The following is a 26,164-nucleotide window of genomic DNA, read 5'->3' on the forward strand; positions in this document are numbered from 1 at the left end:
AAGTTTTAGTTATACAAACTTATTTATTATCCAATTTTTGCTTTAGCGTATAAATACCCGTTTATAAAATCGGTTATTAGGGTTTAGTTATCAGTTTATTAAGTATTATGTTAAGTTTTGTTAAAAAAAAGAATGAACATTCATTTTTTTACTATATTTGCATCGTAATTAGAAAACAATGGTAAAACTTCAGAAAAGCATAGACAAAAGAAACGCGTTGATAAAAGCCACTATAGAGTTGGTTAACAACAACGGTTTTCATGCAACACCTATGAGTAAAATAGCTAAAATGGCTAAGGTTTCTCCTGCAACGATCTACTTATATTTCGAGAATAAACAAGACTTGGTAAATAAAACGTACATAGAAGTGAAAGCAAAATATACAGATTACGCTTTCGAAAATTATAGTGCAGATATGGCTGTAGAAGAAGGATTTAAATTGATATGGCATAGAATTGCAGAGTTTAAATTGAAAGAATGTGAAAATGCAATGTTTTTAGCACAATGCGACAACACACCAATGATTGATGAGCCAAGTAGAATTGAAGGTATTAAACATTTACAGCCCCTACTCGACTTATGGACTAAAGGAAAAGAACAAAATATAATCAAACCCATGTCAGATTATTTATTGTATGCGTATGCAATAAATCCGTTATCGTTTTTAATGATTTCTCAAAAAAGAGGTTCGTTCACTTTAAATGAAACGCATTTAGATGACGCCTACGAATCTGCATGGAACAGTATAAAAGTGATCAAATAAACAAATAGATATAAATTAAAATAACATGGAATTATTAGATAAATTAAATTGGAGATACGCCGCTAAAGCAATGAACGGTGAAAAAGTATCTGAAGATAAAATAGAGCGAATTTTAGAAGCTTCTAGATTAGCAGCAACATCAAGTGGTTTACAGCCTTTTGAAATTATTGTTGTAAAAAATCAAGAAATTAAAGAAAAAATTAAACCAATTGCTTGGAATCAATCTGTAATTACAGACTGTTCTCACCTTTTAGTTTTTGCTGCTTGGGACACGTATACAGAAGAAAGAATTAACTATATGTTCGATTTAACCAATGAAATTCGTGGTTTTAAAAACGAAGGATGGGAAAATTACAGACAAATGTTGTTAAGTTCTTATCCGCAAAAAGATGCAGACGAAAACTTTAATCATGCTGCAAAACAAGCATACATTGCTTTTGCACACGCAATTATTGCTGCTGCTTATGAAGGCGTAGACGCAACACCTTTAGAAGGTTTTGACCCTGCTACAGTAGATGAAATTTTAAACTTAAATGAAAAAGGTCTAAAAAGTGCAGTTTTATTGCCTTTAGGTTATAGAAAAGAAGATGAAGATTGGTTGGTGAACTTAGTTAAAGTTAGAAAGCCAATGAAAGATTTAGTAACTGTTATAGAGTAGTAATTTATCATTACGAAGTATCAACCCAAAAAAAAGAAAAATGAATAATTTCGATTTTAAAAATCCTACCAAAATTATTTTTGGTAAAGACACAATAAAAAATATCAAAGAAGAAATTCCTGCGGATGCAAAAGTATTATTGCTTTACGGAGGTGGAAGTATTAAGAAAAACGGAATCTATGAGCAAGTAAAAACTGCTTTAGCTGATGTTGATGTTACTGAGTTTGGAGGTATTCCTGCAAATCCGGAATATGCAAAGCTAATGGATGCCTTAACAGTTATTAAAGATGAAAATATTACATATTTATTAGCTGTTGGTGGTGGTTCTGTAATAGATGGAACAAAATTTTTATCTGCTGCAGCAGTTTATGATGGCCAAACACCTTGGGATATTTTAACTAAAAATATTAGAACAGAAAAAGGAATGCCTTTTGGTACTGTTTTAACTTTACCAGCAACGGGTTCTGAAATGAATTCTGGAGCTGTAATTACTAGAGAAGAAACTAAAGAAAAATTAGCCATGGGTGGTCCTGGTTTATTTCCTGTTTTTTCAATATTAGATCCTCAAGTAATAACGTCTATTCCTAAACGTCAATTAGTTAATGGTTTAACAGATGCATTTACGCATGTTTTAGAACAATATATGACGTACCCTGTTGGTGCATTATTGCAAGATAGATTTGCAGAAAGTATTTTACAGACACTAATAGAAATTGCTCCTAAGGTATTAGAAGATCCTACAGATTACAAAGCAGCTTCTAATTTTATGTGGAGTTGTACAATGGCCTTAAATGGTTTAATTCAAAAAGGTGTGCCAACAGATTGGGCAGTTCATGCAATTGGTCATGAGCTTACAGCTTTATTTGGTATAGATCATGCACGTACATTAGCAGTTATTGCACCAAGCCATTACAAGTTTAACTTTGAAGATAAAAAAGAAAAGTTAGCACAATATGCAGAAAGAATTTGGGGAATTACCGAAGGTAGTACAGATGATAAAGCATATGAAGCGATTACTAAAACAGAAGCATTTTTTAATAATTTAGGTATCGATACAAAACTATCTGATTATACAAAAGAGTATGAAGGTACTGCAGAAAAAATTGCGCAACGTTTTACAGATCGTGGTTGGACAGGTTTAGGAGAACATCAAACATTATCTCCAGAAAGAGTTGAAAAAATTGTAAAAATGGCTTATTAATATGAAATTACTAAAAACTATTGCCATCGCGTTAACTATTGTTACGGCATCAAGTTGTAAAGATAAAATATCAAAAAAAACTTCAGAAAATGATTCTGAAACATCAATAAAAACTAAAATAAATAAAAATATGAACGTATTATTTGTACTTACATCTCACGACAAATTAGGAGATACAGGAAAAAAAACAGGATTTTGGGTAGAAGAATTTGCAAACCCATATTATACATTATTAGATAAAGGTGCTAACATTACAATTGCAACACCAAACGGAGGAGCTGCACCAATAGATCCAAGTAGTGATGCACCAGATGCTGCTACAGAAGACACTGATAGATTTAACAAAGATGAAGAAGCAAAAGCTAAAATAGCGAATACTAAAAAGTTGTCTGATATGAATGCAGATGATTTTGATGCAGTATTTTATCCTGGTGGTCACGGACCATTATGGGATTTAGCAAATGATGCAACTTCAATTGCTTTGATAGAGAAGTTTAATTCTCAAGAAAAACCTGTAGCATTTGTATGCCACGCTCCTGCTGCTTTAAAAAGTGTAAAAGGAACAGACGGAGAACCACTTGTTAAAGGTAAAAAAGTAACAGGTTTTACAAATACTGAAGAAGATGCTGTAGGATTAACTTCTGTGGTACCATTTTTAGTTGAAGATATGCTAAGTGCAAATGGCGGAATCTATTCTAAAAAAGAAGATTGGGCTGCTTATGCAATTCAAGACGGTAATTTAATTACAGGTCAAAATCCAGCTTCTTCTGAGTTAGTAGCAGAAAAATTATTAGAAAGTTTAAAATAATTTAAACTGAAATAAATTATAAAGGTTGCCGTTTAACGGCAACCTTTTTTTATGCAATTATTTTCAATAAAATAGTTCAAAAAACTATCTTCGCGCCATGTGGATGTATTTAGGTTTATTGGCTGCACTTTTCTTAGGATTACATAATTTATGTAAAAAACATGCAGTACAAGGTAATGAGGTTTTTCCGGTATTATTTGGTACAATAGCTTCTGGTTTTTTAGTGCTTTTGCCTTTTTATTTTATGTCAATCTTTTACCCAGATTACACAAAAGAAATTGGTTTTTACATCACTTCAATTCCGTTAAAAACTCATGGATTTATTTTTATAAAATCGATGATTATGGCCGCTTCATGGGTATTGGCATATCAAGCATTAAAATTTTTACCAATAACAATTGTTGCACCTATTAGATCTGCAGGACCTTTTTTTACTTTTATTGGTGCTATTATAATTTATAATGAACAACCTACTTTTTTACAATGGATTGGCTTTTTTTTAATTATATTTTCTGTAATTCTTTATTCTAGAGTTGGTAAAAAAGAAGGAATTATTTTTAAAAAGAACAAATGGATATTTGCTATTATTGGTGCTACTTTTTTAGGCGCTTCGAGTGGTTTGTATGACAAGTTTTTAATTCAGAGTTTGTTATTGAATCCGCAGACATTGCAATTCTGGTTTTGTTTTTACACTGTATTCATTTTGTTGATAATTTTAGCGATAACTTGGTTTCCGTATTCCGAAAAAAGAAAGGCGTTTAAATTTAGATACACTATTATTGGTGTTGGTATATTATTACAAGCTGCAGATTATTTTTATTTTAAAGCCTTACAAGATCCAGAAGCTTTGATAATGCTTTTATCAGCAATTAAAAGAAGTCAGTTAATTATTGCGGTAGTTATTGGAGGTATTTTATTCAAAGAAAAAAATAAACGTAAAAAACTAGTGCCTTTAGCGGGAATTATGATTGGTGTTTTCTTGATATTATATGCCGCAGGATTTTAAAAATTTATACTTCCTACTCCATTAGGATTAATACTAAGAAGCTTATCTTTGCATCTAATTTTAAGTATTAAAAAAAGTGGATCAAATAAAAGAATATATCAATCAAATTGCAGACATTTCTGATAAAGATTGGAACTTCTTTACCTCTAAATTACAGCGAAGAGTAATTCCGAAGAAAACCACTTTTTTAAAAATCAACGAAATAGAAAATCATATTTCTTTTATAGAATCTGGTGTTGTTAGGTTATTTATTCCCAAAGAAAATCCAGAAAAAGAAATTACATTTGGTTTTAGTTTTAAAAATCAGTTTGTAAGTGCTTATGATTCTTTTTTAACACAAAGGCCTTCTTTATATCAATTGCAAACGCTTACAAAAACTACTATTTTAAGCATTACGTATAAAGATTTACAAGAGGTTTATAAAACTACACAAATTGGTAATTTAATTGGTAGGTTAACAGCAGAAAGACTTTTTTTAATAAAATCTAAAAGAGAACAAAATTTGCTAAACCTAACAGCCGAAGAACGTTATTTGCAGCTTTTTAAAGAAAGACCAGAGTTGTTAAAAGTAATACCATTAAAATATATTAGTTCTTACATTGGTGTAACAGCGCAAGCCCTAAGTAGAATAAGAAAAAGAGTATAATTTTTTATTGATTTGGGTTCATTGTTTTGCTTTTGATATCAATTTATCTTTGCAAAAAAACATTAATGATTATAGTTTTATTTGTAGTAATTCTTTGGTACGGAGGCTTATTTTTTCAATCTTTCTTTTTACATCGATACGCTGCACATCAGGTTTTTACAATGTCTAAAACCATGGAGCGTGTTACGTTTGTTTTAACTTGGTTTTTTCAAGGTTCTAGTTATTTAAGCGCTTATGGTTATGGTATAATGCATCGAATGCATCATGCATATACAGACACAGAAAAAGATCCGCACTCACCATCTTACGATTCTAATTTATTTGCAATGATGTGGAAAACTAAAACGATTTATCAGCAAATTAATCAACAAAAAATACCAGTAGATAGTAAGTTTACCAAGAACGTACCACAATGGAAAAGCTTTGATAGCTTTGCAAGTTCTCGTTTTTCTAGATTACTTTGGATTGCTTTTTACATCTTATTTTTTGCTTATTTTACAACTGCATTATGGCAATGGTTTTTATTACCAATTGCACTTTTAATGGCACCAATTCACGGAGTTATTATCAATTGGTTTGGTCATATTTATGGGTATGTAAATTATAAAATGACAAATACGAGTAAAAATCTATTTCCTTTTGATTTTTTAATGATGGGAGAAGGATATCATAACAATCATCATAAACATGCTAGTAGTGCAAATTTTGGTGTAAAGTGGCACGAAATTGATGTAACATATCAAATTATTAAAGTATTAGATTTTGTAGGATTTATAAAGTTAAAACCTATTTCAATCCAAAAATAACACTTCTTTATAATATTAATAAAAGTTGTAATTCTTTAAAGAATTACAACTTTTTAGTTTAAAAATTTTAAAATCTGTTAAACAATCCTTAATATTTAGGTGTAAAAGGCACTAAAGAATGCATTATATATAGAAAACTATATATTTAAACATAATTATTTAAATTAACCAAACTTAACTATTATGTTTAATAAAAAACGAGCATCTCTCTTTTTGATAGGGATGACTATTTGTTTTACTACGTTACAAATTTCGGCACAATCCGATTATAGTAATTACAGTAAACTTACTCAAAAAATCAAATCACTTCAAAAATCGAATGCTGCCAATGCTAAATTAGAAGCATTAACCACTACAATTGGTGGGCATAAGATTTGGGTATTAACATTATCTAAAGGCAATGCAGAAAATAAACCAGCAATTGCAATTGTTAGTGGTGTAGATGGTTCTCATATTTTAGGACCAGAAATGGCTGTTAATATTGCAGATAACATTTTAAAAAATCATGCAAATGTTTTAGAAAAAACTACTTTTTACATTTTTCCGAACATGAGTCCGAATGCTACAGAAAACTATTTTTCGTCTTTAAAACATTATAAAAATGGTAATGCTAAAAAGACAGATGATGATAGAGATGGTGCTGTAAATGAAGATTCTTTTGATGATTTAAATAATGATGGTTTGATAACCATGATGCGTGTAGAAGATATTACAGGCGATTATACAACATTAAAAGAAGATGACAGAGTTCTTGTAAAAGCAGATATTAATAAAGGCGAAAAAGGAACTTATAAATTGTTAAGTGAAGGAATTGATAATGATAAAGATGGTGCTTTTAATGAAGATGGTAAAGGCGGAATTTTATTCAATAAAAATTTTAGCTATAATTATCAATATTTTACGCCTGGTGCCGGAGAACATCCTGTTTCTGAAAAAGAAAATAGAGATTTACTTTCTTTTTTATACGATCGATGGAATATTTTTGCCATTGTAACATTAGGGCCAGAAAACAATTTATCTACACCTTTAAAATATAGTGCTTCTGGTGCCAAAAAACGAGTTGTAACTAGTGTTTTAAAACTAGACGCAGCTTTAAATAAATTTTTATCAGATAAGTATAACAAAATTATTAAAGCTAAAAATGCTCCTAGTTCTAAAGGCAAAGGTGGTGATTTTTTCCAATGGTCTTACTTTCATTTTGGTAAACTAGCATTGTCAACTCCGGGTTGGTGGGTGCCTCAAGTAAAAGATTCTGCTAAAAAAGCATCAAAAAATAAAGTAGTAAATTACTTAAGATGGGCAGAAAAAGAAAATATTAAAAATGCATTTGTAGATTGGACAACGGTTTCTCATCCAGACTTTCCTAATAAAAAAGTAGAAGTTGGTGGTATTGCTCCTTATAAAATGATAAATCCGCCATATAAATTAGTGGCAGATATTAGTAAAAAGCATACAGATTTTATTATAGAATTGGCAAAAATGCAACCTAATATTACACTTCAAAATTTAACATCAGAAGCTGTAGGAAACGGAATTACAAGAATTTCTGTAGACGTGCACAATAGCGGTTTATTACCAACACATACAGAAATGGGTAAAAGATCTAGGTGGTTAAGAAAAATTAAAGTCGCCTTAGGTTTAAAAAAGAATCAAGAAATTATTAGCGGAAAAGAAATTACATTATTAAATAGTATAGATGGTGACAGTTCTGTACAATTTTCTTGGTTAATAAAAGGTAATGGTAGTGTAACGTTAGAAGCAGGAACATCACATACAGGCTTAGATTCTGCAACAATAAAATTGAAATAAATAAAAATTAGAAAAGATGAAATTCAATAGAAATATATTAAAATCATTGTTGCTATTATTTTTATTTCCATTAGCAATTGGTGCACAAAATAGTTCAGAAGTTTTTAGAGCTGCGGGTTCACCTCACAATCCAAAAGTTCAAATTTCTTTTAATAGATATTATACATCAGAAGGTTTAGCTGCATTAAGTAAAAAAATTGCTGATGCGCATCCTAATTTAGTAAAAAGGCAATCAATTGGTAAATCTGCTTTAGGTAAAGATATTTGGATGTTAGCAATTACCAACTATAAAAAAGGAAAAGCAGATAGAAAACCTGGTTTTTATTTAGACGGAAACATTCATTCAAATGAAATTCAAGGAGGAGAAATAAGTATTTACACTGCTTGGTATTTAACAGAAAATTTTAATGATAACGAGTACATAACAAATATGTTAAATGATCGTATATTTTACATTGTACCAACTATAAATCCTGATGCAAGAAACGACTTTATGAAAGAAGCAAATACCGGGAGTAGTCCAAGATCTGGTATGATTCCTTTGGATGATGATAGAGACGGTAAGTTTGATGAAGATGGTTATGATGATATTGATGGTGATGGTTCTATTACTAGAATGAGAAGAAAAAGTGATGATGGTAATTATATTGTAGATCCTTTAGATCCTAGAAAAATGATTGCAATTGGGCCAGATGATGTAGTTACAACTCAGCGATATGAATACCTTGGTAATGAAGGAATTGATAATGATGGTGACGGAAGAATAAATGAAGATACACATGGTTATTACGATCCAAATAGAGATTGGGGTTGGAAATGGCAACCAGATTATATTCAGCGTGGTGCTTACAAGCATCCTTTTTCGTTACCAGAAACAAGAGCCGTTGCAGATTTTGTTTTAGCGCATCCTAATATTGCAGGTGCACAAAGTTTTCATAACTCTGGCGGAATGATTTTAAGAGGTCCTGGCGCACAAGAAGATTTAGCAACTTATAACAGACAAGACATCAGAATTTATGATGCAATTGGTAAAAAAGGAGAAAAAATGTTACCTGGTTATCGTTATTTAACTGTGTATAAAGACTTATACTCGGTATTTGGTGGCGAATTAGATTGGTTTTATGGTAGTCGAGGAATTTACACTTTTACAAATGAGATTTTTACTTCTTTTGCGTACTATAAAAAACGAGGAAGAGATAGAAATCAAACTTATGATTTTGATAAAGAGTTATTAATGGGAGATGCTTTTACACCATGGAAAGAATACGATCATCCTACTTATGGTAAAATAGAAGTTGGTGGCTTTAAAAAGAATTTTGGTAGAGCAACACCTGGTTTTATGTTAGAAGAAGAAGCACATAGAAATATGGCATTTACATTTTACCATGCACAACATATGCCTAATTTATCAATTTCTAATATATCTGAAAATAAAATTAGTGGTGGTTTAAAAGAAATTACAGCTACAATTAAAAATGATAGATTAATGCCAACGCATGCTAGTCAAGATTTAAAATATAATATTACAAGACCAGATTATATATCAATTTCTGGTGTAAAAGTAATTGCAGGTATGTTGGTTTCTAACGCAGATTTTAACGTCAATAAAGAACAAAAGGTAAATCCGGCTAAATTAAGAGTAAGAAATATACCTGGTAACGGTGTTGTTAAAGTACGATGGATTGTAAAAGGAAATTCTAAATTTACAATTACGGTAGACAGTGCAAAAGGAGGTTTACTAAGTAAATCAAATAAGTAAAGTTTATTTTTTTAAACTTAAAAAGCCCATCTTTTAAGATGGGCTTTTTTATGTTTAATGTCTAAAAAAATGTTTTACCAATCAATAGGAAAATAATCTTTTAAGAACTTACCGCACCAATGCTTTCCTGTATTTATTCCGTCAATTAACGGATCCATAACTCTTGCAGCACCATCAACAATGTCTAGTGGTGGTTGAAAATCGTGAATTTCTGTTTTCTTTTTTGATAATTCTGCCGGATCTTCATCTGTAACCCAACCCGTATCTACAGCGTTCATATAAATACCAGATTTAGCAAATGTAGATGCAGAAGTGTGCGTTAACATATTTAATGCAGCTTTTGCCATATTTGTATGTGGGTGTCTATCTTCCTTTTTAAATCGATGAAACTTCCCTTCCATTGCCGTTACATTAATTATATGTTTTTTACCCGTATTTTCTTTCATCATTAAAGATGATAATCGGTTGCATAAAACAAAAGGAGCTACAGCATTTACCAACTGAACTTCTACCATTTCAGTTGTTTCAATTTCACCCAATCTTAAACGCCAACTATTGGTTTTTCTTAAATCTACTTGTTGTAAATCTGCATCTAATTTTCCTTCAGGAAAAACTTCTGCTGCTTGTAAAGAATTATCGAAACTATATGGTATTTGAGATAATTCTGCAGAATTACGCAAACCAATTCCTGGTTCTGGACCATGCCATGTTACGGGTAAAACGTTATTTTTACTCGTTTTGTTTGTAGAAACACTTAAACTAGACAATTCATCTAAACAAGCTTCATGATCTTTTAGCAGCGTTTGTGCTAATTTAGGTAATTGATCTACGGGCTTTTTTTCATTTTCCATTAAATGGTAATAAAAACCAGAAGGTCTTCTTACGGTTTGAGCCGCGTTGTTAATTAATATATCTAAACGATCGTATTTCTGTTCTATATAGTTACAAAAGATTTCTACACTCGGTATATGTCTTAAATCTAAGCCATGAATATGTAAACGATGGCTCCAATCTTTATAATCTTCTTCTTTAGAAAAACGGATTGCAGAATCTGCAGGAAATCTAGTAGTTGCAACAACTGTTGCACCAGATCTTAATAACATTAAGGTTATATGATATCCAATTTTTAAACGAGAACCTGTAATTACAGCAACTTGGTCTTTTAAATCTGTAGTTTGAAAACGTTTAGCATAGTTTAAATCGCCACATTCTGTACACATTGTGTCGTAAAAGTGATGCAATTTAGTATACACTGTTTTACATACGTAACAGTTTCTTGGTGACTCTAATTCTGGTGTGTCTTTTTCTATTTGACCTGCACCTAATAATTTAGGAGCAACAAATAAAGCAGCTTCTCTAGCAGACCTAATTCCGGTAGATTTTCTAGCATGTTTATCACTTTCAATTTTTTTACGTTTTGCAGCTTTTTTTGCATCTTTTCGTCTTCGCTGAAACTCGTCTCTATTCGGTCTAGACAATTCACCAGCAACCTTAAAAAGAGCAATTCTTTGTGCTTCTGGTAATTCGAAAAGTTGATTTGTATCTTTTAATAAATTCTGAATAGTTTCTATACAAACAGCAACTTCTTTATTCTCTTTGATTTCTTCGCTCATAAAATACTAAAACTATTATTTCCTTTTATTTTTTGTGGTTTCTGATGAAGTATTTTTTGTGCTAGCTAAATAGTTTGCTAAAATTTTATCTACCAATTCATCTTTAGTTAAATGGTGAAAAATGGTTTTAATTTGAGCTTTAAAATCTTCATCTACAGAACGGTTAGGTTTTGTTTTAAAAATTTTATTTGCCCAAACTAAAGCATTATTTTCTTCAATACTTTTGGCATCTGCTTTTTTAAAAGTTTCGAACCTAATGTCTAATTCTCTTTCAAAATCTGTAATATCTTGTTCTTCTTCCTTTTGAATGATGGATAACGATAATCCGCTGGCTCCTGCCCTAGCCGTTCTTCCACTTCTGTGAACATAAGCATCATAAGTATCTGGTAAATGATAATTTACAACATACGCTAAATCTTTAACATCGATACCTCTGGCAGCCAAATCTGTAGCAACTAATGTATCAATATGTCCTTCTCTAAATTGATCCATTATTCGATCTCTAATTCCTTGAGTTAAACTACCGTGTAACGCACCAGAAGAAAATTTATTTATCGCTAATTTTTTGGCTAATTTATTTACTGCAGCTTTAGTTTTACAAAAAATTATACCTCTTTTGCCCGATTTAGAATTTAAAAAATGAAGTAAAACCTCTAATTTTTCTATCGGTTCTACAACTACATATTTATGATTAATTCCTTGATGCCCCATTGTAGCCATATTCGCTTCAATTTGAACAACATTTTTAGACATGTAGTTATTTACCATTTGTCTAATAGAACCTGGCATTGTAGCTGTAAAAAGGAAAGTTCTTCTTTTTTTAGGAATTTCTTTAATAATATGGTCTAAACCCTCTTTTAAAGCGCTAACCATTTCATCTGCTTCATCTAGAATAAAGTAAGAAATATTTTTTATGTTTATTGCTTCTCTTTTTACAAGGTCTGCAAGTCTACCAGGAGTTGCAACAACAATTTGAGTTGGTTTTTTTAAACGTTCTATCTGTGGTTTTATGGGTATTCCGCCACAAATAGTAGCAATAGAAATTGAAGGGCAAAATTTAGCATAAGCTTCTAAATTAGAAGCAATTTGTTGGCCTAACTCTCTTGTAGGTGCTAAAATTACAGCTTGTATATTCGAATTATCTGTATCAATTAATTGTAATAATGGCAAGCCAAAAGCAGCTGTTTTACCAGTACCTGTTTTAGCCAAAGCAACTATGTCTTCACTATTATTTAAAGCAATAGGAATCACTTTTTCTTGAATTTCTGTAGGCTTAGAGATTTCTAAATCTATTAAACCTTTTTGTAATTCATTATTAATTCCTAATTCGGAAAACTGTTTTAACATAAAAAAATATTTTATGCAAATGTACTACTGTTTTTAGTTTATATAATTGCCGTAGTTAGGTTTCTTTATTTTTAATTCTGACGGATAAAATGAAACTTAAAATTCAAAAAAAATTAGACTTCGTAAATTCTAACTTTTTTCTTCTTTAAACGAGAATTGTTTAATTTATCAACTAAATCCGCAGTTAAACTTGCAGGCACAGCAACAAATGCACAATCTTGTTTTAATTCTATAACACCAAGTTGATCTTTAGTTAGTTTACCTTGCTTTATAAATAAACCGGCAATATCACCTTTAGAAATTTTGTCTTTTCTTCCACCAGAAATAAATAGTGTTTCCCAAAAAACAGCTTTTCTTTCAGCTTGTTTAGATATGTTTGCTACTTCAACATTTTTAATAAAATCGGGTACTCTTTCATCTTTCCATTTTAAAACATAAGCAGTTCCTTTAGCAGAAACTCTAGCCGTTCTTCCATTTCTGTGTGTAAATTCTTCTACGGCACTTGGTAATTCATAATGAATGATAAATTTCATTTCTGGCACATCAATTCCTCTTGCAGCCAAATCTGTGGCTATTAATAATTGATTGGTACCATTTCTAAATTTAATTAAAGATCTTTCTCTATCTTTTTGCTCCATTCCCCCACTAAAGCAACCATGCTTAATATTTTTACTTTCTAAAAAATTACTTATAGTGTTGATACTATCTTTTAGATTGCAAAAAATGATTCCTTGCTGATTGCCTAAATGATTCAATAAATGTAAAAGTGTGTTTTGCTTATTTTTAGCGGGCGATACAACTGTTTTTATTTGAAGTTTAGAAGTTGTGGCTTTAAGATAATTTACCGTATTTGGTTTATCCATTCTTACAAAATCTGGAATTTCAACACCTTGTGTTGCAGAAGTTAAGATTCTTTTATTTAAAGCCGTTAATTGATTGATAACACCTCTCATTTCATATTCGAAACCTACTTCTAAAGATTTATCAAATTCATCTAAAACCAAAGTTTTAATATATGATTTTGAAAAACGTTCATTTGCAAAATGATCTGATATTCTACCAGGAGTTCCTATTAAGATTGCTGGTAAATGCTTTAATTCTATTTTATCTTTAGACATGGGTCTTCCGCCGTAAACTGCATTTACTTTATATCCAGATCCCATAGAACGAATAACTTGTTCTATTTGTATGGCCAATTCTCTAGACGGAACTAATACTAACGCCTGAATTTCTTCTATCTCTGGATCTAAAAAATCTAATAAGGGTAAAGCAAAAGCTAATGTTTTACCAGTTCCTGTAGGAGATAATAAAATTGTATTTGTATTTTTTTTGATTGTAGCAATAGCTTCCTCTTGCATCGGATTTAACTGACTAATATTCAGTTTTTGTAAAATTTCCTTTTGATCTTTAATATGATTTGCCATTACTGCAGTTTTGTAGAATTAAATAGGCTACAAAGATAGTTAGACTTCTTGCTTAAAGTGTATAATTCTGTAAATAATCTTATTTACCTATTAGAAGTTTATTTTATAAAATAAGTATCTGCATATACTTTGGTAAAATGTGCACCAAAAAAAAGAATTAAACTAGAGTAAGATACCCAAAGCATAATTAAGATAATAGAACCTGCCGCACCGTAGGTTGAGCCTGGTTCCATTTCATTAAAATACCACGCCATTAAAAATTTTCCAATTACAAAAAGGATAGCGGTTACTGCAGCACCAATTTTTACAGCTCTCCATTTTACAGTAATGCTTGGTAAGTATTTAAACATTGCTGCAAAAAGTACATAAATAAAAATAACAGACATTAAAAAATCTATAATATAAATATGTTCGAATAAACTTTCTGGTAAGAATTTTTCGATTCTTTTATTAAAAGTGCTAATTAAAGCTGTTAACACAAAGCTTATCAGTAATAAAAAACCTATTATTAAAATGAAACCAAAGCTTTTTATTCTGCTAAAAATCATTTTTATAAAACCGTTTTCTTGTTTGTTTTCTGGGGTTTTCCAGATCTTATCGAATGCAGCTTGTAGTTGGTAAAAAACACCTGTTGCACCATAAAATAATGTTCCAAAACCAATAATTGTTGTAAAAATAGAAACACTTTCATCTCCTCTATCTAGCATCATCAATCTAATAGACTCGGCGGTTTGCACACCAACTGCTTTGGTTATTTCATCTAACAATTCTCCTTGTACTATTTCTTTTCCCCATACATTACCAACTAAATTTAAAATTATAACTAGTAATGCAGGTAAAGATAAAATAGCATAATAAGCAACAATGGCACTAAGCTCAAAAGGTTCACTATTAAGCCAATTTGTGCCTGTTTTTTTTAATAAACTCGGTAAATCTTTAATAAGTCTTTTTAAATGCACGTTATTATAATTTGGTGTAATATAAAAACTTCCAATATCATTTTATAGATATTGGAAGTTTAAATGTATTTAATCTTCTCCTCTAGCAGGGTATCCTTCTTTCAAAATATAATCTATTCCGCCTAAAACATCTTTTAAATTAGGTCGTCCAAAAGGCATCGATTGTATAGACTGCCAATACATTTTATGCTCTTTATCAATTAAAAATAAACCTGGTTCAATAAATTGTTTTGGTTCTTTATCACTAATTCCGTTAGAAATAAACAACCCCCATTTTCTGGCTTCTTCAATAGAAAAGTCATATCCAATAGGTAAGTTTTCTATTTCCCATTCTTTGTAAGTCTCTTTTGCAACTTCTTCTGAGTTGGCGCTAATTGCAATTAAGTTTACGCCTCTTTCTTTAAAATCTGCTATCTTTTTCTCTACTTGTTCTAATTGTTTTTTACATACCGGACAGTGTTTTCCTCTGTAAACAAATATCAAAGTAAAATTTTCTGGTTTTTGGTCTTTTAAATTCCATTTTGTGTCGTTAACTAAGTTAATAGTTAAATCGGGTACTACTTGTCTTGGTTTAATCATTTTTTTATCTTTTAATTTCACTTACATCTACCGTAGCTTTTTCATAATCTGTATATCCTTTTTTACCAGTTGTGTAAAAAGTATCGTTATCCCAATCTGCTAAATCTACATCTTGTTCAAAACGCTCTACTAAATCTGGATTCGAAATAAATAGTTTACCAAAAGCTACTAAATCGGCATAACCATCTTCTATAATTTTATTTCCAGACGCTTCATCAAAACCGGCATTAATCATTAAAGTTCCGTTATAAATAGGTCTAAAATGTTTTGCTATGTTTGTAACTGCATGTGGCACATCAGAAACATCTGTAAAAGGTTCTGATAAATGCACGTAGGCTAAATTATAATCGTTTAATTCTGATAAAAGGTATTCGAAAGTCGGAATCGAATTCTCTGTAACTTTCATTCCGAAAATCCCGTTTAAAGACGGATTAAATCTTACACCTATTTTACTTTCTGGAACAACTTCTTTAACAGCGTCTAAAACTTCAAAGAAAAATCGAGTTCTATTTTCTACATTACCACCGTATTCATCTGTTCTAATGTTAGATTCTTCGTTAAAAAATTGATGAAATAAATAACCATTAGAAGAATGTATTTCTACACCATCAAAACCAGCAGTCATTGCATTTTTGGCTGCATTTTTAAAATCTAAAACTGTTTGATTAATGTCTTCTAAAGACATTTCTTTTGGTGTTACTGTATCTTTTTCTCCTTCTGGTGTATATACTTGCACATTTGCATTAACCGCAGAAGGAGCTAATGGTAATGCTCCGTTATGAAAATCTGGATGAGAAATTCTACCAACATGCCATAACTGAATAAATATTTTACCGCCTTCTTTGTGTACTTCTTCAGTAACTTTTTTCCAACCTTCTGTCTGCGCTTCGCTATAAATTCCAGGAGTATTAATATAACCAACAGCTTGCTTAGAAACTTGTGATCCTTCTGTAATTATTAAACCTGCGGATGCTCTTTGTTTATAATACAAACCTTGTAAATCTTTGGTAGCAACATTTTGGTCGTTGTCTGCTCTACTTCTAGTCATAGGCGCCATTACAACTCTGTTGTTTAAAGGTAGATCTGTAATATTATTAAAGTTTTGTAATAAATATGATTTTTTCATAATTCTATTTTTTTTTATTGAAATTCTAAATGACTTTTTAATAAGTTGCCATTTTACCTTTCTTTTTTGTTAATTGTTTGTCTAGTTCTTTTATAGATTCTGATATAGAATTCATAAAATTACTGTTTGTAGCCTCTGCAAATAACCTTGGCCCTGGCACACTTAAACGAATGTTACATATCATTCCGGTTTCATCAGAGCTTGTGTTTTCTGTTTTAAAAAACACATCTGCTCTAACAATCATATTAAATTTTTTGTATAAATGCTCTAATTTTTCTTTTGTAAACTCTTCTAATCTCTCGCTAGCTTCTACATCGTGGTATTCAAAATTTATAGTCATAATCTCTTACATTTTTTAATTTATAATTAAATTTTCTGATGTAAAATTAAGAATACTTACAGCGAAAAAGTTGTCTTTAAGATTCTAATTTGAACTCATATCAAAAAACGATTTTCGTATAACTAAAATGTATAAATAATATTAAATTTGTTTTAAATTAAGCACATGATTCAACAAAAATTATCAAAATACAATGTTATACTGGCTTCTGGTTCACCAAGAAGACAGCAGTTTTTTAAAGACTTAGAAATAGAATTTTCAATAGAACTAAAGCCAGTTAACGAGGTTTATCCGAAGGAATTAGTAGCAGAAGAAATTACCGATTATTTAGCAGATTTAAAGTCGAAAGCTTTTAAAAACTTAAACGATAACGATTTATTGGTTACATCAGATACTATTGTTTGGCTAGAAAACAAAGCACTGGGTAAGCCAAAAGACGACGATGAAGCATTTAAAATGTTAAGCAATTTGTCTGGAAAAGAGCATAAAGTGATAACATCTGTTTCTTTAAAAACCAATAGTTTTCAGAAGATATTTAATGATGTTACTAAAGTTACTTTTAAAAATTTAACTTCGGATGAAATAAAATATTATATCAAAAATTATAAACCATTTGACAAAGCTGGTAGTTATGGCATACAAGAATGGATTGGTTTTATTGGTATAGAAAAAATAGAAGGAAGCTATTTTAACGTAGTTGGTTTGCCAGTACAAAAACTTTATAGTGAGTTAATGAAGCTATAATTTTAAGATTGATTTTAGTCTTTTTATAGTTTTAAGAGAATTATGTTAAAAAGAACGAATTCTAATCTTCGTTTTCTTTTCCTAAAGACAAATAAAAGTTTATTTTTACCAAAATTTACAACACAACAATTTTTACAACTTAATAATGAAAAAATACACGTACACAGAAAAAAAAGATACACGTTCAGGTTTTGGTGACGGATTAACAGAGCTAGGAAGAACAAACCCAAATGTGGTTGCTTTATGTGCAGATTTAATTGGTTCTTTAAAAATGGATCAATTTATAAAAGAGAACCCAGAAAGGTTTTTTCAAATAGGTATTGCAGAAGCAAATATGATTGGTATTGCTGCTGGTTTAACTATTGGAGGTAAAATACCATTTACAGGTACATTTGCAAACTTTTCTACAGGTAGAGTTTATGATCAAATTCGTCAATCTGTTGCATATTCTGGTAAAAATGTAAAAATTTGTGCATCTCATGCAGGTGTTACTTTAGGTGAAGATGGTGCTACACACCAAATTTTAGAAGATATTGGTTTGATGAAAATGTTGCCAGGTATGACAGTTATAAATACTTGTGACTACAATCAAACAAAAGCTGCAACAATTGCAATTGCAGATTTTGATGGGCCAGTTTATTTACGTTTTGGTAGACCAAAAGTGCCTGTATTTATGCCAACAGATCAAAAATTTGAAATTGGTAAAGGAGTTCAATTAACAGAAGGTACAGATGTAACAATTGTTGCAACAGGACATTTAGTGTGGGAATCTCTGCAAGCAGCAGAACAATTAGAAGCTCAAGGTATCTCTGCAGAAGTTATAAATATTCATACAATTAAGCCTTTAGATGAAGATATTATTTTAAAATCTGTTGCTAAAACTGGTTGTATTGTTACAGCAGAAGAACATAATAAATTAGGTGGTTTAGGTGAAAGTGTTTCTAGAACTTTAGCTTTAAACGCTCCTACTCCGCAAGAATTTGTTGCTACAGATGATACTTTCGGAGAATCTGGAACACCAGAACAATTAATGGCAAAATATGGTTTAGACGCAACTGCAGTTGTAAAAGCTGTTAAAAAAGTAATTTCTAGAAAATAAATTCGTTTAACATTAACAAACTATAAATCTAAAAAACATGAAAAAAGTAATTTTAATGATTTGTTTGGCTTTTGCATTTAGTCAAACTTCTAATGCTCAAATCGATTTCGGTTTAAAAGGAGGTATAAACTACAATAACAACGGTGATGCAACTTTTTCTTCTACAGGAAGTGATGTTATTAAAGGAGGAGAATCTAGATCGGGTTATCATGCAGGTTTATGGTTTCGTGGTAAATTACCTTTAATAGGTTTGTATATTAGACCAGAATTGGTTTTTACACAAGTAAAAAATGAGTATACAGATCAAAACGATGCAACTTCAGAATATGAATATAAAAAATTAGACGTTCCTGTTTTATTAGGTAAGAAATTTTTAGGTGTTGCCAATGTTTTTATTGGTCCTTCATTTCAGTATATAATAGAAGATGATTTTAGCTTTTCTGGATTAACTACAGATGAGTTTGACAAGTTTTCTGTTGGGTTACAAATGGGTGCTGGTATCGAATTAGGAAGAATAGGTATAGATGTACGTTGGGAAAGAGGTTTATCTAAAACTGAAGCAAATTTTGCTAACGTAACTGTAGATAACAGAACAGATCAAATTATTTTTGGTTTATCTTTAAAGCTATAGTAACATTTATAAAATATTAAAAAAGTCCTTGTATTTACAAGGACTTTTTTTTGGTTCTAAACTATTCTGAAAATAGTTTTATTGTTGTTTTTAGAGCTTTAAAGAGTTTCATAAATTTATAATTATACTTACCTATTCTACTTTAAAATTATTTATAACTTTTAAAATTTAGTTTTATGTACAAAAAAAGCTCTTGAAGAATTCAAGAGCTTTTTTAAATATTGTAAAAATTCTAATTATACATTAGGATTTAAATAATCTGGTAAACCAGGATTACTATTATCACTAAAGTCGTTTGTTGGATCACCATCTCCGTCTGCATCTTCATCAATAGAAGGTATTCCGTCATTATCATGATCAGTATCTTCTACGATATCTAATAACTCAATGTAAAACATTAAGTTTGTGTCTACTAAACTACTTGTATAATTGTTAGTGTCTATTGAAGAATAAGCCAAACCAGAAGGAATAAATAAAATTCCTTTACCTGTATTTAAATATGTAATTGGTCCGTTAAGTGTTCCGCCATTACTATCTTTTTTTAATTCTCCTCCTAAAAAATTTGTAAAACCATATTTCCATCCATCAATAACGGCATTTAAAGTTAACCATGCTCCAGTGTCATTTCTATCAAAATTAGAAGTTAACAATTCTGTATTTGCAAAAGCTTGACCAGAATATTTTACATATATAGAATCCATTACTGTTGGGTTTCCTTTTACTGGTGAAGGTTGACCTTGTTCTATTGTGTAAACATATAAAGTATGCTCGATATCATTTTCTGTAACTTTATAAGATTTTAATTTATCTGTATCTTCAAATAATGAAGTTTTACCACTTACTAATGTTTTTACAGAATCTAAATCAGTGTCGTAATAATTGTTCTTTAAAAATTTTACAATAGAATCGTTATCTTTTATTGCTAATTCTTCATAATTAATGTCTGCAAACGGATTAAAAAAACCGTTATTATCATCATCACAAGAATACATTACTACCACTCCTAATAAAAGAAGAAAGAAAATATTTTTTATTTTATTCATTTAACTTAAAAATTTAAGCGTGCAATTTACCATTTTTATACCTTTGTAAAAAGACAAAAATTATATTTTAACTTATTTTATGAGAATTGATAAATATTTGTGGTGTATTCGAGTTTTTAAAACAAGAAGTATTGCTACAACAGCATGTAAAAAAGGGCAAGTTAAGATAGATGGTAAAAGTATAAAACCATCTAAAGAAGTTTTTGGTAACGAATTAATTGTAGTTCGTAAAAATCAGATAAATTATCAAATAAAAGTTTTAAATTTACCAGAAAGTAGAGTTGGCGCAAAATTGGTAGATCAATATAGAAAAGATGTGACACCAAAAGAAGAGTTCGAAAAAACAGAACTTTTAAAATATGCAAAAGATTACTATAGGAAAAAAGGAATTGGTAGACCAACCAAAAAAGATAGAAGAGATATAGATAATTATCAAGATTATACAACAGAAGAGTAATGATTGCAGAAAATAATATTATTTTAGATAACACTCAAATAAATCAGAAAATTAGAAGAATTGCATATCAAATTTATGAAAGCAATAGTTCTGAAAGTGAAGTTGTAGTTGCTGGAATTATAGGTAATGGTTTCGTTTTTTCAAAAAAAATAGCAACTATTTTAGAAGAAATTTCTTCATTAAAAGTGATACTTTGTGAAGTCAATATCAATAAAAAACAACCTTTACTACCTGTTTCAACTTCCATTTCTGTAGAAGATTACAAGAATAAACCTCTTATTTTAGTTGATGATGTTTTAAATTCTGGTACTACTTTAATTTATGGTATTAAACATTTTTTAGAAGTTCCTCTAAAAAGATTTAAAACAGCAGTTTTGGTAAATAGAAATCATAAAAAATATCCAGTAAAAGCAGATTTTAAAGGAATTTCGTTATCAACTTCTATTAAAGAACATGTTCAGGTAGAGTTTAATAACGATGGTGCTTTAGCGTATTTAGTTTAATAATTTTTCAATTTCTGTAACAACTTCTTTACTTGTTAAGTTATCTGAGCTAATAGTTGTATTTGCTTGCTCATAGAAAAAACGTCTTTCAAAAAGATGTTTAGCAACATATTCAGATAATTTGTCATCATTTAATTCTGATACAAGAGGTCTTGTGTTTTTTTCATTCTTTAGACGATCTACCAAAGTTTTTATGCTTGCTTTTATGTAAATAGATGTAGCTGTACTCGCTTTAATCAAATCCATATTACCGGCATAACAAGGTGTTCCTCCTCCTAAAGAAAGTATAAAATCTTCTTCAGAATCTAAAATTTCTTTTAAATATTTGTTTTCTTTTATCCTAAAATAGATTTCTCCTTTATTTTTAAAGATTTCTGAAATTGTCATTTTTTCTCTGTTAGAGATGTAATCATCCAAATCTATAAAATTAGTATTCAGCTTTTTAGAAGCTTCTCTACCGATTGTTGATTTTCCAGAAGCCATGTATCCTAACAGTATAATTTTCATTATTTTTATTTTTTTACAAATATCGATAAAAAAAAATCATTTTTATGCTAATAAATCCAATGATTGATAGTATATTTGCAACCGATTTAAGAAAAAGACCTGGTAGCTCAGTTGGTAGAGCATCTCCCTTTTAAGGAGAGGGTCCTGGGTTCGAGCCCCAGCCCGGTCACAAAAAAGTTAAGCGAAAGCTTAACTTTTTTATTTTATATTAATTTGCGCACGTGGCGAAATTGGTAGACGCGCAACCTTGAGGGGGTTGTTTTCGTAAGAAAGTGGAAGTTCGAATCTTCTCGTGCGCACAAATTGACTTAAAATAACTTCTTTCACAAATAATTAACCAAAGTATAACGGATTATCATTAATTTTGTTTTTATGCAAAAACTGATTATAATCTTGTGCTTTTTAGCCTCTTTAAGCACATTCTCTCAAGCAGATACTTTACGTACTAAAGTTTTAAAAGGGCAAATTATACACGCCGAAAATAAAAAATTTTTAAGTGCGGCCCATGTTTTGAATCTAAATACAGTTAGTGGAACTATTACTGATGATAAAGGTTTTTTCGAATTACCAACAAAAGTTAATGATACTATTTTGGTTTCTTACTTAGGGTTTACTTCAATAAAATTAAAAGTTACAAACGATTTACTTAAAGGAAACGAGTTAGAAATAGCGCTTTATGAAAAACCAGAAAATGTAAAAGAAGTTGTAATTCGTTCTACTAAATTAATAGGTGTTTTAGAAATTGATGTAAAACAAGTGCCTAAAGATAGATTTACAAGAATACATATTAATGGTCTACAACAAACTTATGAGGTTGGTAAACCACAAGCCAAAAACTTCTCATCTCCTGTTGCAGCCTTGTTTCAACCGGTAGATTTCTTGTATAATTTATTCGGAAAAAAACCAAAACAACTTCGAAAGCTTCAGAAACTAAAAAAAGAAGACGACTTGCGTAAAATGCTTGCTGGTAAGTTTGATAGAGAAGTTATGATGGAATATTTAGACATGGATAGACAAGAATTGTCTGAGTTATTAACCGATTGTAATTATTCTGAATATTTCATTAAAAAAGCATCAGATTTACAAATGATTGAAGCAGTATTAGATTGTTATGAAAATTATAAAGCCTTAAAAAAGGGGAAAATAGAGCGTAACAAAATTCCGGATAAAAAGAATTAGTCTTAAATGAAAAAGGCCAGAAACCAACGATTTCTGACCTTAATCAACTATTAAAAACTAATTACAAACTAAACTTTTTAGGGCTTAGTTATTTTTAAATTCTATTTTGATAATTAAATTTATAGTTACCCGAAAACTTTAAACCTAATCTATATTATTAAGACGCCATATTTTATTATTTGTTACATTTTAAATTCTCTTTAACAGTATTTTAATAGAAAGAAGAAATATATAAGCAAAAAAAAATCCAGCATTAAGCTGGATTTTTTTTATTCAAAATGTTTAGAAATATTTTCTTATTGATTGCCTAATATAATTGGCATTCCAGATTTTCCTGCACCAATTAATACAACCTTACTGTTACTAGATTTAGATAACTCTAAAGTTGCTTCAATTCCTTTTTCTTGAAGAATTTTATCAGTTAAAGAAGCACTTAAAATCTTATTTGCAACAGCTTTACCTTCTGCATCAATTTTTTGTCTTTCTGCCTCTTTTTTAGCTTTTGCTAACCTAAATTCATATTCTAATGATTCTTGTTCTTGTTTTAATTTAGTTTCAATTGCCGTTCTAATAGTTGTTGGTAATTTTACATCTTCAACTAAAACTCTTTTTACAATTAAATATTGATCTTTTAAAACGTTTTTAACTTCGTCTAAAATTTCTTGTTCTATTACATCTCTTTTACTAGAATATAATTGTTCTGGTGTATATCTACCAACAACGCTTCTAGCAGCAGCATTAATTGCTGGATCTAGTAATTCTCTTTCGTAATCTTCTCCTTTAGTTTTAATTAAATTACCAAGATTAGAAAATTCTGGTTCATACCAAATAGTACCGTTTACTTTAACTTCCAATCCATTTACAGAAAGTACATTCATTTCATCAGAAATAGATTGTTGACGTACTTTTCTTACAATCATTTTATTCCAAGGAGCCACAATATGAAACCCTTCTCCATACGTTTTTTCAGTATTAATACCATCTCCTAAAGTTTCAAAAATCACACCACCTTCACCAGGTCCGATAGTAACTGTAGATTTTGAGAATAAAATTAATGCAGCAACTGCAAGAATTACGAAGAATACTCCACCTTTTGGAAACTTTATATCCATTTGATTATTTGCCATTTGTTATATTGATTAAATTTAAAGTCAAATTTACGATATAACTTTAGGAATCACAATCTATAAGGTAGAATTAAATTTTACCAAAATATTTTCTAATAAACCATTCTGATGTAAATAAAATGACAACTAACAAAAGAATCCATTTCCAATTGACCAAATTTTGTTCTTTTACAATAGATTTTTGTATTGTGAAATAAGAAGAATCATTTAACAAGTCTTTAATTAACTGTTGATGGTTGTTTTTATGATATAGCTTCCCTCCTGTTTTATTAGCTAGCTTTTCTAATTTTTTTACGTTAGCGCTTGTAAATTGCTCCTCAACCTCATAATCAGTTATTTTAAAACTACCATATTTATTGATTTTTTGTCCTAATACAGAAACTTTGTAGGTGTAATCGCCAGATTCAAGATCTTCAAAAGAAACCTGATAAGAGTTATTGATTAAAGAGAAAGGTAACTTTGTGTTTTTCTTAGTTTCTTTGTTGGTTATTATAATTTCTAAAGAGGCTCTAGCGTCAAATTTGTAATTTTTATCTGTATAAAATGCTGTTATATTTACTAATGAATTTGCAGGATATAAGTTTTCTGAATTTACATCTAATCGTGCTCTTTTCTTTTGAGAAGATAAATACTGAACAATGTTACCTATAAATTGATCGAATTCTGTAAACGAATTATTTAGTAGATAATTAGATGCTCTCCATTTCCATAAACCTTCTCCAAAAATTACTCCAATTTTTTGGTTATTCTCTTCTAAAAATGAAATTAGTGGTTGCTCTGTATTTAATCCGTTGATATTTTGAAATAATAAATTTTGATAATCTTTAGAAAAAGTAATTTCTCCAAACTTATCAACCAATGGTGGCATTTCATTAAAACCAATATCTTTTTGTAAAAAAGTTAAAAAAGAATTATTTAAAATTGGTGCATAATTTTCAGTTTGATTAATTACTTTTTTAGAAAAACCAAATTGTTGTCTGTTGATAAAATTCCAGTCAGAATTGATACCATTAATCAATAAAAAATTTAGATTATTAGCTTTTATGTTTGAAATAATAGATTTAAATTGATTATTTAAATTGTATAATATAATTAATTGAAAATCATTTAATTCAATATTTTTGTTAATGTTGTATTCGAGTGTTGCGCTTCTTTGTTTGTTACTTTCAATTGCTTTTTTTAATACTCCAATATCTGGATGTTTTATAGAGGATAAAATTAGTACTTTAGATTGCTCGTCTATAACTTCAACAGAAAAGTTTTTTCTATTATTTCGAGTATTTTTTTCGTTTTCAATTTTATCTAAAGTTGCAGTGTAATAATTGATACCTTCTTTTAAAGAAGTTAAATTTGTTGTAATTATTTTTGAATTATCATTTTTGTTGAATTTTACTTTCTTTGAAAATACAGTTTTACCATTGTTATAAATTTTAAATATTGAGTTTACATTCTCTAAACCATCATAGTTTAAAATTACTTCTACAGGAAATTTATTTTTTATGTAACTATATTTATTTACATTAATCTGACTAATTTTTAAGTCTTTATACTTAGTTGTATCCCCAAATACTACCGAGTAAATTTTTTGTTTAGAATTTATAAACTCGTAATCATTACCAATTGTTTGGTTTCCATCAGATAATAGAATTATTGGCGCATTTTCCTTTTTATTTAATTGATTTAATGCTTTTAAAGATTTGTTTATGTTGGTTTCATTTCCTTTAAAATCTACAGAGTCGGATACTTTTAATGTTTTATCAAATAGAAATGTTTCAATATTAAATTTACTTTGTAGTTTTTCATTGGTTTTTAACTTGCTAAGTACGTTTTCTAATTTATTTTCATCTTTAAAAAAACGCAATGATTTAGAATTATCTACTAAAATTGATAGTTTCGGCTTTTCATTTTTGTAAAATTTAGTATTAATTTTAGGATTTATAAATAATACGAGTAAAATAAAAATTGAAATACTTTTTAGTGAAAAAAGAAGAATATTTACTTTGTGCTTGCTTTTATTCTTGTAAAAATAT

26 protein-coding genes and 2 tRNA genes are annotated in these 26,164 nt (G+C 29.5%); 17 read left to right on the forward strand and 11 right to left on the reverse strand.

Annotation, left to right across the window (positions count from 1 at the left end):
• The first annotated feature begins 178 nt into the window (after positions 1 to 178).
• The 9 genes from B5464_RS13640 to B5464_RS13680 all read left to right on the forward strand — a co-directional run bounded on the left by B5464_RS13640 (position 179) and on the right by B5464_RS13680 (position 9,456).
• A complete protein-coding gene (locus tag B5464_RS13640; RefSeq protein WP_079738835.1) occupies positions 179 to 763 on the forward strand; it encodes a TetR/AcrR family transcriptional regulator in 585 nt (194 codons plus the stop codon).
• Positions 764 to 788: 25 nt separating this feature from the next.
• Complete coding sequence (locus B5464_RS13645; RefSeq protein ID WP_079738836.1) at positions 789 to 1,421, forward strand: nitroreductase family protein; 633 nt, start codon at positions 789 to 791, stop codon at positions 1,419 to 1,421.
• A gap of 40 nt (positions 1,422 to 1,461) precedes the next feature.
• A complete protein-coding gene (locus B5464_RS13650; RefSeq protein WP_079738837.1) occupies positions 1,462 to 2,622 on the forward strand; it encodes an iron-containing alcohol dehydrogenase in 1,161 nt (386 codons plus the stop codon).
• A gap of 1 nt (position 2,623) precedes the next feature.
• Complete coding sequence (locus tag B5464_RS13655) at positions 2,624 to 3,430, forward strand: type 1 glutamine amidotransferase domain-containing protein (RefSeq protein WP_172830888.1); 807 nt, start codon at positions 2,624 to 2,626, stop codon at positions 3,428 to 3,430.
• 97 nt (positions 3,431 to 3,527) lie between these two features.
• Positions 3,528 to 4,436: an EamA family transporter gene (locus B5464_RS13660; RefSeq protein WP_079738838.1), complete on the forward strand. Its 909-nt coding sequence runs from the start codon at positions 3,528 to 3,530 to the stop codon at positions 4,434 to 4,436.
• Between the two features lie 76 nt (positions 4,437 to 4,512).
• Positions 4,513 to 5,082 (forward strand): Crp/Fnr family transcriptional regulator, encoded by a 570-nt coding sequence (locus B5464_RS13665; protein ID WP_079738839.1) that lies wholly within the window; start codon positions 4,513 to 4,515, stop codon positions 5,080 to 5,082.
• A gap of 65 nt (positions 5,083 to 5,147) precedes the next feature.
• The gene (locus B5464_RS13670) at positions 5,148 to 5,888 is read left to right on the forward strand and encodes an acyl-CoA desaturase (protein WP_079738840.1); all 741 of its coding nucleotides are present in this window, start codon (positions 5,148 to 5,150) and stop codon (positions 5,886 to 5,888) included.
• A gap of 183 nt (positions 5,889 to 6,071) precedes the next feature.
• Entirely contained in the window at positions 6,072 to 7,697 is a 1,626-nt protein-coding gene (locus tag B5464_RS13675) for a M14 family metallopeptidase (protein ID WP_079738841.1), read from the forward strand.
• A gap of 16 nt (positions 7,698 to 7,713) precedes the next feature.
• Positions 7,714 to 9,456 carry a M14 family metallopeptidase gene (locus B5464_RS13680; RefSeq protein WP_079738842.1) on the forward strand — a complete coding sequence of 581 codons (1,743 nt, stop codon included), beginning with the start codon at positions 7,714 to 7,716 and terminating at the stop codon, positions 9,454 to 9,456.
• A gap of 74 nt (positions 9,457 to 9,530) precedes the next feature.
• Here B5464_RS13680 and B5464_RS13685 read toward each other — a convergent pair whose 3' ends face one another.
• The 7 genes from B5464_RS13685 to raiA form a co-directional block, all read right to left on the reverse strand.
• Positions 9,531 to 11,069, reverse strand: a complete 1,539-nt coding sequence (locus B5464_RS13685; protein WP_079738843.1) for an SDR family NAD(P)-dependent oxidoreductase — start codon at positions 11,067 to 11,069, stop codon at positions 9,531 to 9,533.
• A 15-nt stretch (positions 11,070 to 11,084) separates the two neighbouring features.
• Positions 11,085 to 12,416 carry a DEAD/DEAH box helicase gene (locus B5464_RS13690; protein WP_079738844.1) on the reverse strand — a complete coding sequence of 444 codons (1,332 nt, stop codon included), beginning with the start codon at positions 12,414 to 12,416 and terminating at the stop codon, positions 11,085 to 11,087.
• Positions 12,417 to 12,529: 113 nt separating this feature from the next.
• Positions 12,530 to 13,840, reverse strand: coding sequence for a DEAD/DEAH box helicase (locus B5464_RS13695; protein WP_079738845.1), 1,311 nt, complete (start codon positions 13,838 to 13,840; stop codon positions 12,530 to 12,532).
• A gap of 98 nt (positions 13,841 to 13,938) precedes the next feature.
• Positions 13,939 to 14,799 (reverse strand): YihY/virulence factor BrkB family protein, encoded by an 861-nt coding sequence (locus B5464_RS13700; protein WP_079738846.1) that lies wholly within the window; start codon positions 14,797 to 14,799, stop codon positions 13,939 to 13,941.
• 69 nt (positions 14,800 to 14,868) lie between these two features.
• Positions 14,869 to 15,378 carry a redoxin domain-containing protein gene (locus B5464_RS13705; RefSeq protein ID WP_079739029.1) on the reverse strand — a complete coding sequence of 170 codons (510 nt, stop codon included), beginning with the start codon at positions 15,376 to 15,378 and terminating at the stop codon, positions 14,869 to 14,871.
• A 4-nt stretch (positions 15,379 to 15,382) separates the two neighbouring features.
• On the reverse strand, positions 15,383 to 16,504 hold the full coding sequence (locus B5464_RS13710; protein WP_079738847.1) for an alkene reductase: 1,122 nt from the start codon (positions 16,502 to 16,504) through the stop codon (positions 15,383 to 15,385).
• A 37-nt stretch (positions 16,505 to 16,541) separates the two neighbouring features.
• Positions 16,542 to 16,844: a ribosome-associated translation inhibitor RaiA gene (raiA, locus tag B5464_RS13715; RefSeq protein ID WP_077809301.1), complete on the reverse strand. Its 303-nt coding sequence runs from the start codon at positions 16,842 to 16,844 to the stop codon at positions 16,542 to 16,544.
• Positions 16,845 to 17,009: 165 nt separating this feature from the next.
• Here raiA and B5464_RS13720 point away from each other — a divergent pair, with 165 nt between their 5' ends.
• The 3 genes from B5464_RS13720 to B5464_RS13730 all read left to right on the forward strand — a co-directional run bounded on the left by B5464_RS13720 (position 17,010) and on the right by B5464_RS13730 (position 19,318).
• Positions 17,010 to 17,588, forward strand: coding sequence for a Maf-like protein (locus B5464_RS13720; RefSeq protein WP_079738848.1), 579 nt, complete (start codon positions 17,010 to 17,012; stop codon positions 17,586 to 17,588).
• Between the two features lie 145 nt (positions 17,589 to 17,733).
• Complete coding sequence (locus tag B5464_RS13725) at positions 17,734 to 18,687, forward strand: transketolase family protein (RefSeq protein ID WP_077809303.1); 954 nt, start codon at positions 17,734 to 17,736, stop codon at positions 18,685 to 18,687.
• 37 nt (positions 18,688 to 18,724) lie between these two features.
• Positions 18,725 to 19,318, forward strand: a complete 594-nt coding sequence (locus B5464_RS13730; protein ID WP_079738849.1) for a porin family protein — start codon at positions 18,725 to 18,727, stop codon at positions 19,316 to 19,318.
• 236 nt (positions 19,319 to 19,554) lie between these two features.
• On the opposite strand, the gene B5464_RS13735 is transcribed toward B5464_RS13730, so the two are convergent.
• Entirely contained in the window at positions 19,555 to 20,361 is an 807-nt protein-coding gene (locus B5464_RS13735; protein WP_079738850.1) for an FKBP-type peptidyl-prolyl cis-trans isomerase, read from the reverse strand.
• A 79-nt stretch (positions 20,362 to 20,440) separates the two neighbouring features.
• On the opposite strand from B5464_RS13735, the gene B5464_RS13740 reads away from it, so the two are divergent.
• Together B5464_RS13740 and B5464_RS13745 are read left to right on the forward strand one after the other, a co-directional pair.
• Positions 20,441 to 20,818 carry an RNA-binding S4 domain-containing protein gene (locus B5464_RS13740; RefSeq protein ID WP_079738851.1) on the forward strand — a complete coding sequence of 126 codons (378 nt, stop codon included), beginning with the start codon at positions 20,441 to 20,443 and terminating at the stop codon, positions 20,816 to 20,818.
• Positions 20,818 to 21,321, forward strand: coding sequence for a phosphoribosyltransferase domain-containing protein (locus tag B5464_RS13745; protein WP_079738852.1), 504 nt, complete (start codon positions 20,818 to 20,820; stop codon positions 21,319 to 21,321). The genes B5464_RS13740 and B5464_RS13745 overlap by 1 nt, the downstream gene beginning before the upstream one ends.
• Here the strand turns inward: B5464_RS13745 and B5464_RS13750 are convergent.
• Entirely contained in the window at positions 21,313 to 21,828 is a 516-nt protein-coding gene (locus B5464_RS13750) for a shikimate kinase (protein ID WP_077809308.1), read from the reverse strand. The two genes, B5464_RS13745 and B5464_RS13750, sit on opposite strands and share 9 nt — an antisense overlap.
• 96 nt (positions 21,829 to 21,924) lie before the next feature.
• On the opposite strand from B5464_RS13750, the gene B5464_RS13755 reads away from it, so the two are divergent.
• From B5464_RS13755 to B5464_RS13765, 3 genes are all read left to right on the forward strand, one after another.
• Positions 21,925 to 21,997 (forward strand) — tRNA-Lys (locus tag B5464_RS13755).
• Between the two features lie 46 nt (positions 21,998 to 22,043).
• Positions 22,044 to 22,127 (forward strand) — tRNA-Leu (locus B5464_RS13760).
• A 73-nt stretch (positions 22,128 to 22,200) separates the two neighbouring features.
• Positions 22,201 to 23,007 carry a carboxypeptidase-like regulatory domain-containing protein gene (locus tag B5464_RS13765; RefSeq protein ID WP_079738853.1) on the forward strand — a complete coding sequence of 269 codons (807 nt, stop codon included), beginning with the start codon at positions 22,201 to 22,203 and terminating at the stop codon, positions 23,005 to 23,007.
• Between the two features lie 296 nt (positions 23,008 to 23,303).
• Here the strand turns inward: B5464_RS13765 and B5464_RS13770 are convergent, their stop codons facing one another.
• Positions 23,304 to 24,134: a prohibitin family protein gene (locus B5464_RS13770; RefSeq protein ID WP_077809310.1), complete on the reverse strand. Its 831-nt coding sequence runs from the start codon at positions 24,132 to 24,134 to the stop codon at positions 23,304 to 23,306.
• A gap of 70 nt (positions 24,135 to 24,204) precedes the next feature.
• Positions 24,205 to 25,995, reverse strand: a complete 1,791-nt coding sequence (locus B5464_RS13775; RefSeq protein WP_231963611.1) for a VWA domain-containing protein — start codon at positions 25,993 to 25,995, stop codon at positions 24,205 to 24,207.
• Positions 25,996 to 26,164: the final 169 nt, after the last annotated feature.

Origin of the sequence: Polaribacter sp. KT 15, from assembly GCF_900143115.1 — a bacterium.
Classification (GTDB): Bacteria; Bacteroidota; Bacteroidia; order Flavobacteriales; family Flavobacteriaceae; genus Polaribacter; species Polaribacter marinaquae.